The organism is Psychrobacter sp. YP14 (assembly GCF_003209315.1).
GTDB lineage: Bacteria > Pseudomonadota > Gammaproteobacteria > Pseudomonadales > Moraxellaceae > Psychrobacter > Psychrobacter raelei.
Map to the genome: position 1 here is coordinate 2,052,378 of NZ_CP029789.1, position 14,870 is coordinate 2,067,247.

General features: G+C 45.7%; 12 protein-coding genes and 2 tRNA genes. 5 read left to right on the forward strand and 9 right to left on the reverse strand.

Features of this window, described 5'->3' with window-relative positions; genetic code table 11:
- Nucleotides 1-12: 12 nt before the first annotated feature.
- The 7 genes from rseP to rimO all read right to left on the reverse strand — a co-directional run bounded on the left by rseP (nucleotide 13) and on the right by rimO (nucleotide 8,122).
- Nucleotides 13-1,440: an RIP metalloprotease RseP gene (gene rseP / locus DLE54_RS08400; RefSeq protein ID WP_110817367.1), complete on the reverse strand. Its 1,428-nt coding sequence runs from the start codon at nucleotides 1,438-1,440 to the stop codon at nucleotides 13-15.
- The gene (gene ispC, locus DLE54_RS08405; protein ID WP_110816853.1) at nucleotides 1,440-2,675 is read right to left on the reverse strand and encodes a 1-deoxy-D-xylulose-5-phosphate reductoisomerase; all 1,236 of its coding nucleotides are present in this window, start codon (nucleotides 2,673-2,675) and stop codon (nucleotides 1,440-1,442) included. Before ispC ends, rseP begins: the two co-directional genes overlap by 1 nt.
- A 134-nt stretch (nucleotides 2,676-2,809) precedes the next feature.
- Nucleotides 2,810-3,637, reverse strand: a complete 828-nt coding sequence (locus tag DLE54_RS08410) for a phosphatidate cytidylyltransferase (protein WP_110816854.1) — start codon at nucleotides 3,635-3,637, stop codon at nucleotides 2,810-2,812.
- A gap of 121 nt (nucleotides 3,638-3,758) precedes the next feature.
- A complete protein-coding gene (gene uppS / locus DLE54_RS08415) occupies nucleotides 3,759-4,565 on the reverse strand; it encodes a polyprenyl diphosphate synthase (protein ID WP_011961017.1) in 807 nt (268 codons plus the stop codon).
- 264 nt (nucleotides 4,566-4,829) lie between these two features.
- Entirely contained in the window at nucleotides 4,830-5,384 is a 555-nt protein-coding gene (gene frr, locus DLE54_RS08420) for a ribosome recycling factor (protein WP_110816855.1), read from the reverse strand.
- A 139-nt stretch (nucleotides 5,385-5,523) separates the two neighbouring features.
- On the reverse strand, nucleotides 5,524-6,249 hold the full coding sequence (gene pyrH / locus DLE54_RS08425) for a UMP kinase (RefSeq protein WP_011961019.1): 726 nt from the start codon (nucleotides 6,247-6,249) through the stop codon (nucleotides 5,524-5,526).
- Nucleotides 6,250-6,547: 298 nt separating this feature from the next.
- A complete protein-coding gene (gene rimO / locus DLE54_RS08430; protein ID WP_110816856.1) occupies nucleotides 6,548-8,122 on the reverse strand; it encodes a 30S ribosomal protein S12 methylthiotransferase RimO in 1,575 nt (524 codons plus the stop codon).
- A gap of 455 nt (nucleotides 8,123-8,577) precedes the next feature.
- Here rimO and DLE54_RS08435 point away from each other — a divergent pair, with 455 nt between their 5' ends.
- From DLE54_RS08435 to DLE54_RS08450, 4 genes are all read left to right on the forward strand, one after another.
- Entirely contained in the window at nucleotides 8,578-9,777 is a 1,200-nt protein-coding gene (locus DLE54_RS08435) for a two-component system sensor histidine kinase NtrB (RefSeq protein ID WP_110816857.1), read from the forward strand.
- Nucleotides 9,778-9,899: 122 nt separating this feature from the next.
- Entirely contained in the window at nucleotides 9,900-11,690 is a 1,791-nt protein-coding gene (locus DLE54_RS08440; RefSeq protein WP_227535088.1) for a sigma 54-interacting transcriptional regulator, read from the forward strand.
- Nucleotides 11,691-11,878: 188 nt separating this feature from the next.
- A tRNA-Leu gene (locus DLE54_RS08445) sits at nucleotides 11,879-11,963 on the forward strand.
- Between the two features lie 264 nt (nucleotides 11,964-12,227).
- Nucleotides 12,228-12,312 (forward strand) — tRNA-Leu (locus DLE54_RS08450).
- A 171-nt stretch (nucleotides 12,313-12,483) separates the two neighbouring features.
- Here the strand turns inward: DLE54_RS08450 and DLE54_RS08455 are convergent.
- Together DLE54_RS08455 and DLE54_RS08460 are read right to left on the reverse strand one after the other, a co-directional pair.
- On the reverse strand, nucleotides 12,484-12,678 hold the full coding sequence (locus DLE54_RS08455; protein WP_041773346.1) for a hypothetical protein: 195 nt from the start codon (nucleotides 12,676-12,678) through the stop codon (nucleotides 12,484-12,486).
- A gap of 76 nt (nucleotides 12,679-12,754) precedes the next feature.
- A complete protein-coding gene (locus DLE54_RS08460; protein ID WP_110816859.1) occupies nucleotides 12,755-13,780 on the reverse strand; it encodes a protein kinase domain-containing protein in 1,026 nt (341 codons plus the stop codon).
- Nucleotides 13,781-13,929: 149 nt separating this feature from the next.
- Here DLE54_RS08460 and DLE54_RS08465 point away from each other — a divergent pair, with 149 nt between their 5' ends.
- The gene (locus tag DLE54_RS08465) at nucleotides 13,930-14,820 is read left to right on the forward strand and encodes an ATP-binding protein (protein ID WP_110816860.1); all 891 of its coding nucleotides are present in this window, start codon (nucleotides 13,930-13,932) and stop codon (nucleotides 14,818-14,820) included.
- Nucleotides 14,821-14,870: the final 50 nt, after the last annotated feature.

The following is a 14,870-nucleotide window of genomic DNA, read 5'->3' on the forward strand; positions in this document are numbered from 1 at the left end:
CAGTAATTTTGATTAAAAATAACGACTAAAGTCATTGGTAATTGCCAATATCATAAACGCCAGCAAGAACAAAAAGCCCATATTAAAGCCAATAATTTGCATTCTTTCTGACACCGGCTTACCTCGAATCAGCTCTATTAAGTAATATAATAAGTGACCGCCATCTAATACCGGAATGGGTAGCAGATTTAGCACAGCCAAGCTTAGGCTGATAAGGCCGGCGTTGGCCAGCACTTGCTCCCAACTGATTTCAAAGCTTTGTTTACTGATAACGGCAATGGTTATTGGGCCGGATAAATTATCAAGTCCCACCTTACCTGTGATCATTTTACCCATAGAATTTAAGGTCATGGTCGCCAGCTGACCGGTCTTAGCAAAGGCTTTACCTACTGCACTGATAGGGTCGTAGGATACCATCGTTTTATAATCATCGGGTACTACAATCTCAACCGGGCTCACGCCTGCCCCAATTTGACCATATGTCTGACCGGCGGTCGCTTTTTTGCCTTGGGGCATAATTTGAAGCATGACAGGTTTTTCAAGTCCTTGCGCATCCTTTCGTAGCACCTTGAAGCTTAGCAAGGTTTCTGGATTGGCACGGATAATACGGGTCGCATCCAGCCAATCATTAATAGGCTGATCATTGATGGCCACTATCTTATCGCCGACCTTCATACCCTGACGAATGGCGGCACCATCCTGAGTCAATTGACCGATGATGGGCTCAATGTGCGGCTGCCAAGGCATCACCCCAAGACTGGTTAACGTGTCTTTTCCTGAGTCTTCGCCCTGCATAAAGTTCTTAATGGGTATCTCAACTTGCATCGTCTCAGAGCGTGCAGCAGAGGAGAGCGCCGCTGTCTGGGTATCGGTGCTTGGCGCGACTTGTTGTAAGGTAACCCCCACGGCACCGCTTTCACCCATACGATCGGCCAAGCGATAATTAATCTCTTCCCAAGTTTGAACCTTGTGTCCGTCAACGGCAATAATTTTGTCGCCTTTGGGCAAGTTAACGGTAGCGGCCGGCGTGTCCGGTAAAATTGAGCCTATTCGGGTATTAAGCTGCTCGCTTGGTACCAAAAACAGCACTGAGAACAGCGCAATGGCGATGATAAAATTCATCATGGGCCCTGCCGCCACAATAGCAATCTTTTTTAGCGGATGCTGATTATTAAAGGCCAAGTGCTTTTCATGCTCAGCCACTGCCCCTTCGCGCTCATCTAGCATCTTCACATAGCCGCCTAACGGCAGTGCTGAGAGACGATAATTAATACCGGTTTTTTTGCTGGTCCAGCTGGCAAGCTTTGGCCCAAAGCCGATAGAGTAAGTCAGCACTTTTACGCCGCACATACGTGCCACAATATAGTGCCCCCACTCGTGCAGAGCGACCAGTGGCCCTAATATGGCCACAAAGGCCAAAAAGAACAATAACATGGTCATTAATTGCGACATGCCATAACCTCTAGTTGGGCTTGCTCACGAGCAATTTTATCTATCATCAAAATATCATTTAACTCAGTTATTTGGCGAACGCTGATATCAGCATGGCCCGCAACGGACTTATCTTTGCCAAGCATCTTGTCTAATACCTGAGCATTAATCAATGCAATGTCGGTTAATGAAACTTGCTGTTTTATAAATGCCTCTACCGCCACTTCATTGGCAGCGTTAAGTGTGATGCTGGCCGCCTGCCCTGACTGCATGGCCTCACGGGCCAGTTTTAGACAAGCAAATTTTTTCAAATCTGGTTTAATAAATTCTAAAGACGACAGCTGATATAAATCTAAAGATTCAACACCAGCGCTTATGCGATTGGGATAAGCCAGAGCATGGGCAATAGGCGTGCGCATATCAGGGCTGCCCATCTGTGCTAAGAAGCTGCCATCACAGTACTCCACCAAAGAGTGAATGATGCTTTGCGGATGGATAACCACATTGATTTGTGATTCTGCCAAATCAAATAAATGACAAGCTTCAATCAGCTCAAGCCCTTTATTCATCATAGTGGCTGAATCAACCGATATCTTTTGCCCCATAGACCAGTTGGGGTGCTTGACCGCTTCGCTCACGCTGGCCGCCTGCATCTGCTCCCAAGTTTTATTTAAAAACGGTCCCCCTGAGGCAGTCAACCACAGTTTTTTTACCCCATGACTGGCGTCGTGAATGGCGGTATTGTTTTGTTGTATTTGAGGTGGCAGACATTGAAAGATCGCATTGTGCTCAGAATCTAGCGGCAATAAGGTGGCGCCATTGTCGCGTACGGCTTGCATCATCAAGCTGCCGGCCATCACTAGCGCCTCTTTATTGGCCAGTAGCACCCGTTTACCAGCTTTGGCCGCACTCAAAGTTGAGGCAAGCCCTGCTGCGCCTACAATGGCCGCAACCACCGTATCCACTTGAGGGTCTAGCGCAATATCATCAAGGCCAGCTTGTCCGCCCACCACCTCACAAGCTATCTGAGCGGCGGCTAAACGTGTGGCAAAATCATCTACCTTATTCTCTGGTACTGCCACACGGCTAGGACGAAACTGCTGACACAATTCAAATAACTTGTCTAAACGGCCATGACCGGATAAGGCATAAACTTGATAATGTTCAGGGTGAGCCGCTAGTATAGACAAAGTGCTGTCACCGATGGAGCCGGTTGCCCCGAGTACGGCAATGCGTTGGGTCATAAGGTACCTTTAATACGTCTGAAGAAATAAAATACTAAAAAATAAGGCTGTGAGTTCAAAGCAGTGCTGATCTCAAACAGCCTTAACAGTTGCCTTAAAGACAGGCCACATAAATGGGGTGGGTAATAAAAATATTAGCCAAACGCCAACAGGCCTGAGTATTGCAGGCCCCAAAAGCCCAAAGCAAAGATGGGGGTGGCAGAAAGTAGCGAATCAATGCGGTCTAATACGCCGCCATGACCTGGCAAAATACTGCCAGAGTCTTTCACCCCAGCTTGGCGCTTGAGCATAGATTCAAACAAATCACCCAGTACTGACGCCAGTATGGTCACCAAAGACAAACCTACGAATAAGGCAAGCTGAGTGGTCGTCAATTGCAGCTTAAAGAAGCTGATGGCAATAACCACTATGAAGCCTGTCGCTAGACCACCTGCCAGACCCTCCATACTCTTATTTGGAGAGACATTGGGCGACATTTTGCGCTTACCAAGTTTACGGCCCACAAAATAAGCCCCACTGTCTGCGCACCACACCAGCAAAAACACATACATCAGCCACCAAGGTGACTGCAGCCATAAATAATACATGGCGCTAATGGCGGCCGTTAACAGCACCATGCCCAGTATAGATAGCTGCTTACCATACCAGCCAGTGGTGGCTGGAAACTGAGTTACCCAAGACAAAGCCATCAGCCAAATCAAAGTAGAAGCGCTCCACCAAGCCGGCCAAGAGTTTGGCAACATCAAAGTTGCCATGGTTATCGCCAACACCAACACCACAAACAGTGCCGGCACATGCCACTTAGGCATAAGCTTGGTCCACTCATAGCTAGCAATAGTCACGCCAACTGCCATAAGCCCTAGAAATAAATAAGGCTGAACAGAGACTTTGAGCTGATCAGTAAATATTGCGACACCCACAATAATGACCAAGATGATAGCCGTCTTAATGCGTGTCCACATACTAGATACCTTTTTTATTTTATGATTGGGGTTCAAATTATGATTGCATCATGCTTTAAGGAGTCTAGATAAGTCCCCTTAATTTTGATACATGACTTTTACCACATAAATCACCAGAGCATCACTTAGCATGTGTATCTGCTGAGCTTTGTACGCTACCCTCTACCTGCTCACTGGTCTTACCAAAGCGGCGCTGACGGCGGGAGAATTCAAACAACATGCTATTGAGCTCTTTGGCAGCAAAATCAGGCCAGAGTGTGTCGGTGAAGAACAGTTCGGCATAAGCTGATTGCCACAATAAGAAGTTAGAAATTCGATACTCGCCACCCGTACGAATGAGCATATCCACGTCGGGAACATCAGCCAGTTGCACCTTTTGACCCAAAGTGGCCACAGTGATATCTTCAGCCGCCAATGTCCCTTGGGCCACTTGCTGCGCTAACTGACGCGCTGCATTGGCAATGTCCCATTGCCCACCATAACTAATCGCAATCACCAAGGTCATCGCGTCATGAGCAGCCGTTTTTGCTTCTGCATCCGCCATTTGTGCTTGCAGTTCTTCGCTTAATTGACTTCTATCACCAATAAATCTTAAACGAATATTATACTTTTGCATCCGCGGCATCTGTTCGGTAATGGTAGCCGACAATAAGCGCATTAACAATGCCACTTCACTGGGCGGACGCTGCCAGTTTTCACTCGAAAAGGCAAAAACAGTCAAGACCTCAATACCGATTTTTACACAGTACTCGACCAGCGGATCTAAAGACTCTTTGCCCGCCACATGCCCTTGACCCTTTGCCATGCCATGCGCTTTTGCATAGCGGTTGTTACCATCCATAATAATGGCGATGTGCTTGGGCAATACTGCAGGCACAGTCAGGGAATCATCAGGGTTTAGGGGATTTGAAGATACAGGCTCAGTCATAATAATCTTTATCTGATTGTCTTGGTGAATGTGGGTTGCATTAGCCTAGATCTAAGTGAGCAATAGGAATAACATCTGCCTAGCGCTAGCCCTTAAGACATAGGCTCAATACAACCTAATAAGGCAAACCTAGCGAACCACTCACTTGAGCCGGTCCGCTAGGTTTTCTGCAAGGCTGTGCTGTTTTGGGTCATTATCAACCACAGCGGTGCTCATTAGCGTCTCACCAATTAGCTTGGCACAGCTTGCGTGTTATGGCTTGACTTATACTTCCATCAGCTCTTTTTCTTTGGCTTCAAGCTTGCTATCGATGCTTGCGATATATTTGTCAGTGATTTTTTGGATGTCGTCACTGGCGCGGCGCTCGTCATCTTCACTGATTTCTTTTTCTTTAGCCAACTCTTTAATATCATTAAGCATATCGCGGCGTACGTTGCGAATAGACACACGGCTGTTTTCGGCTTCACCACGGGCAAGCTTTTGCATGTCACGGCGGGTCTCTTCCGTCAATGCAGGCATAGGCACGCGAATCACATCGGCTGTCATTGGGTTTAGACCCAAGTCTGCCTCACGAATTGCTTTGTCTACAGCTTGTACCATTGAGCGCTCAAAAGGCTGAACCAATAGCGTACGTGAGTCTTCAACGTTAACGCTGGCCACTTGGTTTAGCGGCGTATCAGCGCCATAGTAGCTCACCATTACCCCAGATAGCATGCCGGGATGGGCACGGCCAGTACGTACTTTGCTAAAAGCATTCTCTAATGCTTCAAGGGTTTTTTTCATACGGTCTTCACCGTCTTTTTTAATATCATTAATCATAATCTATCCTTTATAGCTAAACAGTTATCAATCAAGCTTGTCCGACTATTTTGAGCCATTAACGGTTTTGAGCCATTAACGATCAAAGTAGCCGGGTTATTATTTAACTCAGTAAAACCAATGGGTGGCTATCAGCGACTTAGTGAAAAACGCGCGTGCCTTCATTTTCACCCATAATTACGTTCAATAACGAATTAGGCTTATTCATATCAAATACTTGTAGCGGCACATTGTGCTCACGGCATAAGGCAATGGCCGTTAAATCCATAACCCCAAGTTTTTGCTCAAGTACTTCATCAAAGGTCAGCGCATCATACTTCTTGGCATCTGCATGCTCACTAGGATCTTTATCGTATACGCCATCCACCTTAGTGGCTTTTAGGATAACGCCCGCTTCAATCTCAATGCCACGTAAGCAAGCGGCGGTATCAGTGGTAAAAAATGGGTTGCCGGTGCCAGCCACAAAGATACACACATCCCCATTTTTTAGATAACGAATGGCATTGCGGCTACTGTAGCTTTCAGTCACCTCACCGATAGGCAGTGCAGACATCAAACGGGTATTAATATTGCGGCGCTCTAGAGCATCACGCATGGCCAGACCATTCATTACGGTCGCCAACATACCCATTTGATCGCCTGTAACACGCCCTACCAACCCCTCTTTTTGAAGTTGGCTGCCACGATATAAGTTGCCGCCGCCCACAACGATACCTACTTGCACCCCCAAACCGCACAAATGAGCAATGGCTAGGCTCATTTTGTCCAGAACGGACGTATCAATTCCCATTCCCAGACCACCAGCTAAGGCTTCTCCTGATAGCTTAAGTAAAATACGTGAATACTGCGGGTTTTTGTCAGACATAAGGCACCTTGCTATATTGTTTGGACCAATTTAGTTACTATGGATTAGGCTTGCATTTTTTGCGACATTTTTGGCTGGCTAAAAGCCGTCTCAAAGCCAAATAAAAACTAAATAGAAGAGTAAATATTCAGCCAAATAAAAAACGAACGAAAAATTAAGCTAAATTCGGTAAAGTTTACCAAAAAACGCTATCTGCTTATAGCGCTATTTTGATACTGGGGCAGTCCATAGCCCGATAAACGGCTGCCGAGCTTGATTTTGCCAAAGCTTCGCAGCTAAAAAACAGGTAACAAGTGCCTTAAGCCAAAGCTTGCACCGCATCATAAGAGGCAAATAAATCATACTCACTGGCCTCATCGATGGTGACCGTCAGCATATCACCAACCTTAACCATCATCATGCCGTTCTGCACGATATTATCGACATATACATGGCCGTCAATCTCAGGGGCATCAGCATAGCTGCGACAAATGGCAATTTGCTCTTCTGTGTCAATCTCATCGACCAATACGGTCATGGTTTTGCCCACTTTTTCTTGCAGTTTTTGCTCAGAGATTTGCTGCTGTACGGCCATAAAGCGCTCGTAACGCTCTTGTTTTATTGCTTCAGGCACTGGATTTGGCAAGTCATTGGCCACCGCACCTTCAATTTCTGAATAAGTAAAGCAGCCCACTCGATCAAGCTTGGCCTGTTTTAACCACTCAAGCAAGTACTCAAAGTCTTCTTCTGTCTCTCCTGGGAATCCGACCACGAAGGTAGAGCGAATCACAATATCGGGATTAATTTCGCGCCATTTTTGAATACGAGCCAGCGTATTTTCACTGTGCGCAGGGCGTTTCATGGCTTTTAGAACGCTTGGACTGGCATGCTGCAAAGGAATGTCCAAATACGGCAGTAAGCCACCGCGGTCGCCAGGCTTGGCCATAAGCTCGACCACCTTATCCACATGCGGATAAGGATAGACATAATGTAGACGCACCCAGATACCTACTTTTGCCAATGCTTGACACAGGTCAAAAAACTTAGACTTAAGCGGCATACCGTCCCAAAAAGAGGTCTTATATTTTAAATCAACGCCATAAGCTGAGGTGTCTTGTGAGATGACTAAAATCTCTTTCACACCCGCTTTTTTTAGCGCCATCGCCTCACCCATTACCTGCTCAATAGGACGTGATACTAAGTCCCCACGTAGGCTTGGAATGATACAAAACGTACAGCGGTGGTTACAGCCCTCTGAGATTTTAAGATAAGCATAGTGACTTGGCGTGAGCTTCACGCCAGCTAAGTCAATCAAATCAATCTTGGGATCATAAGCTTTTTTATCTTGAATAGCCTGAGGCATGGGGGCATGTGTTGATACTGCCGTAATGACCTCGTCATAAGCGTGAGCACCAGTCACTGCCAGTACGGCAGGGTGCATGTCGCGGATTTTTTGCGCATCTTTACCCAAGCAGCCGGTGACAATCACTTTGCCATTTTTATTAAGTGCCTCACCAATGGCATCGAGTGATTCTTGCACTGCAGACTCAATAAAACCACAGGTATTAACGACCACTAAGTCGGCACCATTATAATCTGAGGCAACACGGTACCCATCACGGGTCAGCTCAGTGATAATGCGCTCACTATCGACTAAGGCCTTAGGACAGCCCAATGAGACAAAGCCCACTTTTGGTGCCACAGTTTCGTCAGTATGCAGCGACTGTTCAGTGGCTTGCTGAGCACTTTGTTCTATACTGCGATTTTGATTGTGGTTGGCTTTGTGATGATAAGCACTGGCAGCAGATTGAGTGCTGTCTGACGCTGTTTGAGAATTAATGGACGCACCTGGCACATAGATAGAAACCGTATCGGCTGGGTTTTTGCTTGGCATAGACAAATACTTTTAAGAATAGTGGATTGAAAGAAGATAGGCTGACATAACTGACATGACATTGAGGTAGTGTGCTAACACTAAAATTTTGTGGTGCATTGTACGAATTTTAACACCGCTATACTAGCACGAATGCGTTATTCATATGTTTTTCATCTACTAGACCCAGCGGGATATGGCATCAAGCAGCCTATACAACCTCTCACCTTGCCTGCTACCCCCTTGGTCATAGTAACGTTATGATTTAGAGCAAAATAGTCAAAAAACAACATTAACAAGACTAGTTATGCACTAAAATAAATCAATATCACCCTTATTTGCACTATTTATGAGCACAATCTTAGCGGATTGGCTAAGTAAGATGAGCCAATTTGGCGCAAGTTGTGGATTAAGCTGATATAGGACTTGGTACTATTCTTGCACCTTTTATCATAACTCTTATTAAAAGCATATTTATGACCCCCTCAAATACCCTTTTATTACTGCAAAACCTCTATACCGGTGTGCTCTGGGTCGCTGATGATCTGACTATCGAATGGGTAAATGGCCAAATCGAGCAGTTGTTATCGGTCAGTAAGACCCGTCTTATCGGGCTTAATGTACTGCAGCTACTGATGCCCAGTGCCAACGAAAGTGGTGCAGAGCTAAGTATAGCCGAATTAGCAGAGGCTCAAGACAAGCTGCGTACCCAGTTTCACAATGCTTGTGATTATCGTCAGCCTTTTATTGAATACAGCCGTCATATTCGAGGCGTTATTTATCCTTTATATGTGCATTATAGCGTGACGCCTATCGAGCAAGAGGATCGGGTTTATTTTTTGATTGAGATATGGCAAGGCGATCGCCAAAGCCGGCTAGATAAAGAGCAGCGGCTACAAGAGCAGCACGATGTATCTCGTGAAATGCTACGCTCAGTGGCGCACGAGGTCAAAAACCCATTGGCGGGTATTCGCGGGGCAGCGCAGCTGTTAATTAAGCAAACTCAGCATACTAAATTGCCCTCAGATCAGTTAGGCGAGATGACGCAAGTGGATGCCAAAAAACTGACCACTTATGCCAATATTGTCATCAGCGAAACCGATCGGCTCACCCAGCTTATTGAACAGCTCTTGGGCTCCAATCAATTGCCTGATTTGCAGCAAATAAATATCCACGAGCCGCTAGAGCATGTGCTGCTATTAACACAGACTCAGTATCCTAAAGTCTGCATCCAGAGGGATTATGACTTATCGCTACCGGAGCTTACTGCTGATAAAAACCAGCTGATTCAAGTGTTTTTGAACTTAGTTAACAATGCGTGTGAGGCGATGCTTGAGCAAGACACCAGTCTGCTTGCTGCTGACTATCAGCCACAGCTTAAAGTTACCACCCGCATTGAGCATCAATACACCATTGGCACAGTGCATCATCGTCAAGTGATTAAAGTGAGTATTGAAGACAATGGCGCCGGCATTAATAGCGATTTAATTGGTCGCATATTTTTTCCTTTAGTGACGGGGCGTGCTAATGGTACGGGGCTTGGATTGGCCTTAGTACAAGAGATTTTGCATAGTCATGAGGGCGCTATTGAGGTGCATTCACAGCCGGGGGATACCCAGTTTAATATTTATTTGCCGCTGCAATTAACACCGAAGGCGGCGCCGGATGCTCACTGATGAGCTGGACTCAAAGCTGCAAATAGAGGATGCCCCCTGCCCCTTAGTTATCCTCTGCAAAAGTTATCCTCTGCAAACTGCCAATTACTTGCTAAATATTCACGACAATGGAAACTCAGACAATGACAACAAAACACAGCTTATGGTTAATCGATGATGATCCTGCTTTAAGACTTATTTTAGAGGACTCCTTTAGTGATGCCGGCTTGCAAGTGCAAGCTTTTAGCAATGCCAAAGGGGCCTGGGCTAGGTTAAATAGTGTATTAAATGGCAGTGAGCCAAAAGACATATTGCCTGATGTGATATTAACTGACATTCGCATGCCGATGATGGATGGACTGTCTTTTAGTCAGTGGATGCACACCAACTTCCCCAGCCTACCTGTCATTATCATGACGGCTCACTCAGACTTAAAATCCGCAGTTGACAGCTATGACACCGGTGCTTTTGAATATCTGCCCAAGCCTTTTGATTTAGATCATGCAATCTGTGTGGTTAAAAAAGCCATTACCACCAATCCGGCAGCGGCCTTAGTAGACAACGCCATAGTGGCAGAAGACTCAGAGGTGCCAAGTGCTGCTTCAGATAAAAAAGAGGCTATGCAGCGCCCTAATACCGCGCCGTCATCAGAGATAAAAAAACAACCTGCTACCAAAAAAGGTACCCCTGTAGCGACTAAAGCCTCAGCGGCAAGCGAATCTACACCTATCATCGGTCAATCCCCAGCAATGCAAACTGTGTTTCGTGCCATTGGCCGCTTGGCCTCCTCGCCGATTACTGTCTTAATCACCGGGGAGTCAGGCACGGGCAAGGAGCTGGTGGCCGGTGCGCTGCATCAAAACTCACCGCGTCAAAAAAAGCCCTTTATTGCGCTTAATATGGCCGCTATTCCGCACGAGTTAATAGAATCTGAGCTGTTCGGTCATGAAAAAGGGGCATTTACCGGCGCCACCACCTTGCGACATGGCCGCTTTGAGCAGGCCAATGGTGGGACACTGTTTTTGGACGAAATCGGTGACATGCCTTTTAGCACCCAGACTCGGCTGCTACGGGTCTTAGCCAATGGTGAATTCTTTCGAGTGGGCGGTCAAAAGCCGATTACTGTCGATGTGCGCATCATTGCCGCCACCCACCAAAACCTTGAACAATTGGTGAAAGAAGGCAAGTTTCGTGAAGATTTATTTTATCGCTTAAATGTCATTCGACTGCCGCTACCGCCGCTACGAGCGCGCCCCGATGACATACCTGATTTGGTTGAGTTCTTTATGAGCAAAGCGGCCACTGAGATGAAAACCGATAAAAAACAGCTGACTACAGAGGCGCTACATATTATGCAAGCCTTTGATTGGCCAGGAAATGTACGTCAACTTGAAAATGCTTGCCGCTGGATTACCGTGATGGCCACAGGAGAGAGGCTCGGTGTGGAGGATTTGCCTCCTGATTTAACCGAGTTTGCACAGCACTATCTGGCTCATGCCGCAAACCCTGAAGCACTAGAGGGTCAAGGCCTGCAAACTCTCAGCAACCTGCCAAATAATAGCCCAGATTTTGCCGCACCCAGCACCACTGCATCTGCGGCGTCTTATACACAAGGCAATTCTCCAAGCTTTGCGGCAACCGCTCAGTCTGATGAGCACCGACAAACCAGCACCGCCTCAGTCACAATCACACCGCCCGCCTTAGTGAACAGCGCCCATAGCTGGCAAGATCAGCTACAAAATTGGGCCCATACCGCTTTGCAGCAAGGACAAACCGAAATTTTGCAGCAGGCCACTCCCACATTTGAAAAAATATTGATTCGCGTGGCGCTTGAATACAGCAAAGGTCGAAAAGGTGAAGCTGCTGACCTACTCGGCTGGGGGCGCAATACCTTAACTCGCAAGATAAAGCTGCTTGGGTTAGAGGATGATTAATAGAGCGTTTATTGAAAGCCAAAATCGCATAAACGCTATAAAAACTAACGCTGTTTTGCGATTTAACCTTAAAAAACGTCGAAAAATTAAAAAAAATACTTGCCAAGCGATTTTAAATGTATATAATACACAACCACTGAGAAGCACTAACCCAGTAAGCATTAATTTAAGTTAATGTGATGATAAATGGGGCTGTGGCGGAATTGGTAGACGCACCAGATTTAGGTTCTGGCGCCGAGAGGTGTGAGAGTTCGAGTCTCTCCAGCCCCACCATTTATCCGGTTAGTTGTTCTTGGACCAAATATTAAATAAAAGACCCGCCTTAAAGCGGGTTTTTTATTGGCTACGGTTTTTATTGGCTATACGTAGGCCTCAGCGCCCAAGTCGGCCCAAGTCGATTAATCTGATTAAAATTGATTATTTTTTAATATCGGCTGATAAAAAATACTTGCCAAGCGATTTTAAATGTATATAATACACAACCACTGAGAAGCACTAACCCAGTAAGCATTAATTTAAGTTAATGTGATGATAAATGGGGCTGTGGCGGAATTGGTAGACGCACCAGATTTAGGTTCTGGCGCCGAGAGGTGTGAGAGTTCGAGTCTCTCCAGCCCCACCATTTATCCGGTTAGTTGTTCTTAGACCAAATATTAAATAAAAGACCCGCTTTTAAAGCGGGTTTTTTATTGTCTGAAATTTAAACCTAATATAAGGGGATTAAGGGGATAAGGGCGACGCTACCTCGCTATTGTATTGTCTTATTCGCACAGTCGTCGCCCCGCTCATAAAGCTAAACCACCAACTTCTTTTCCTCTAAACTCTTAAATATTTTATACTCAACTTCAGAGGCATCACTATCTGTCTCATAATGGTAAGTGGCGGGTGTATTACCACTGATAAAGTAAACAATAATGGTACGGCCTTCACGAGATAATCTGCTGATATCATGAATATTTATAGTATCGCTTTGTACGACCAAGAACATAATTAGCGCCTTTTTTAGGATGACATTTTATTTTAAAGTTAATTTTCAAACGGACAGAAGATATCTATTTGCTCGATTATAGCGCATGTTGCGCTTGTTCTAATACCTCAATCACACAATCCATACTGTTAGGCCTTTGCTGGCTGTGCTTGGTAAGTAGCCGATCGATTAACGATTGCCAATGCTGATATTGGCTCGGTAGCAAAGGCACAGGCGTTTGACAGTGTGCCACAGCCCACAGCCTCGATGAATGCCGCAGATCTTGATCCTTAGCAACGGTAAAAGGCCTACTGCCGACCAGCATCTCATACAGCATGATCCCAAAAGCATAGACATCACTTTGAACTGAAGCAGGCTGCCCCTGCCAGCATTCTGGGGCTAAATAGGCAGCGGTTCCTCTAGGATGATTTTGCATGACACTCAGTGCAGCCTTATCATTAACACTGTTATTAATAACGCTGCTATCATCAAAAAGCGGCCGATCAATGGCTTGCGCATAGGCCAAGTCTATCATGACAACCTGCCAGTCAGAGGCAGCATCTGGTCTTTTGTGTTTCGGCATAGCCATCAAAAAATTGCTGGGCTTGATATCCCCATGGATCCATCCGGCCTGATGCAAGCTTGCGATACTTTTTGCCACACTTAAAATCAGTTGCAGCTTTTGAAGCTCTGTTAGCGGCTGAGTGACTAAATAATCTTTTATACTGCCCTGCTCAAAATACGGCATAACCAAACCGCTAAGCTGCCACCACTCATCTTGTATCTGAATGGTGCTTACTTTTATAAATTGATAGGGCATTAAGCTTTGATTCAATACACTTAGCCGCTGTAGCTGTTTTATATGAGCCATCTCAACATCTAGACTTGAGTCAGCACTGGTAGATAGCGGCTGCAACTGCCATTTAATCATATAAACGCCATTTTTATACTCAGCCTGAGTCATGCCTTGATAGCAAGGCGTATCTGACGCAGACGCCTCATAACCCAAACGTCGCGCTTTAAGCGGGACATATCCTTGCTGGGTAAGCTCACCATCTACTCGCTGTAGTATAAGCGGTACTGTATTATCGCTGATAAAGGGTATAACTTGCAGAGTTGACATGGGTTTTGGCAGTTAAATGAAAGAGTAATTGATAACGGGCTAAGTTCACTGTGTCATGGGTTATGGCTTGCATTCACTAGCCTTTACTGGCACTATTTTTGACTCTAGGCTTGTTACTTATAATGATAATTGGATAGGGCTGAGTCAGCATGGCAAATTCTGTAAATACGCTTACCTTGGATGATACTTTAACTCACTTACTGACTGAATTTTTAAAACAACACATTATCCCCTCGCTTGAAATCGATCCAAACCAACTGGCTTATCGCTGGGTTGGTGGTATGACAGGACGACTTGAGCCTATCCAGGTTAGCTCCGCGCTGTCTTTAGACGATTTAATCGGTATTGACACTCAAAAAACAAAAATAATCCAAAATACCAAGCAGTTTTTGGCCGGCTATCCCGCCAACCATGTCCTAATGACAGGTACTCGAGGCGCAGGCAAGTCTTCCATAATTCGCGCACTACTAAATGAGTTTAAAGACCAAGGTCTGCGCATGATTGAAGTCTCCCGTGACGATTTACAAGTACTGGACAAAATTCGTCAGGCCATTAATGAGCTGCCTGAGGACACCTCGTGCCGTTACATCGTTTATTGTGATGACTTAGCCTTTAATGGGCAAGACGAGAACTACCGTACTTTAAAAAGCGTGCTTGATGGTGCGCTCGACTCTGAGCAGGACAAGCTATTGGTTTATGCCACCAGTAACCGCCGCCATTTGCTGCCTCAGCTGATGAAAGACAATGTTAATATCTATGATGGCCAGACCGATGAGGTTAACCCTTACGAGACCATTGATGAAACTGTCTCTTTGTCTGACCGCTTTGGCCTATGGCTGTCATTTTATCCAATGAATCAAGAGACTTACTTAAATATCGTCGCCCACTATCTGCAAGCTGAGGGCATTGAGTGGTCAGATGAGATACGCGGGCAAGCTCTATTATGGTCTTCAAGCCGCGGTGGTCGCTCAGGACGTGTGGCTTATCAATTCTCTCGGCACTGGATAAGTCAGCTGTTATTAAGTCAAGGTAACGAGTAAATCAAGGCAACGACTAAATCAAGGCAAGTGTTAAATCAAAGCTGTTATTA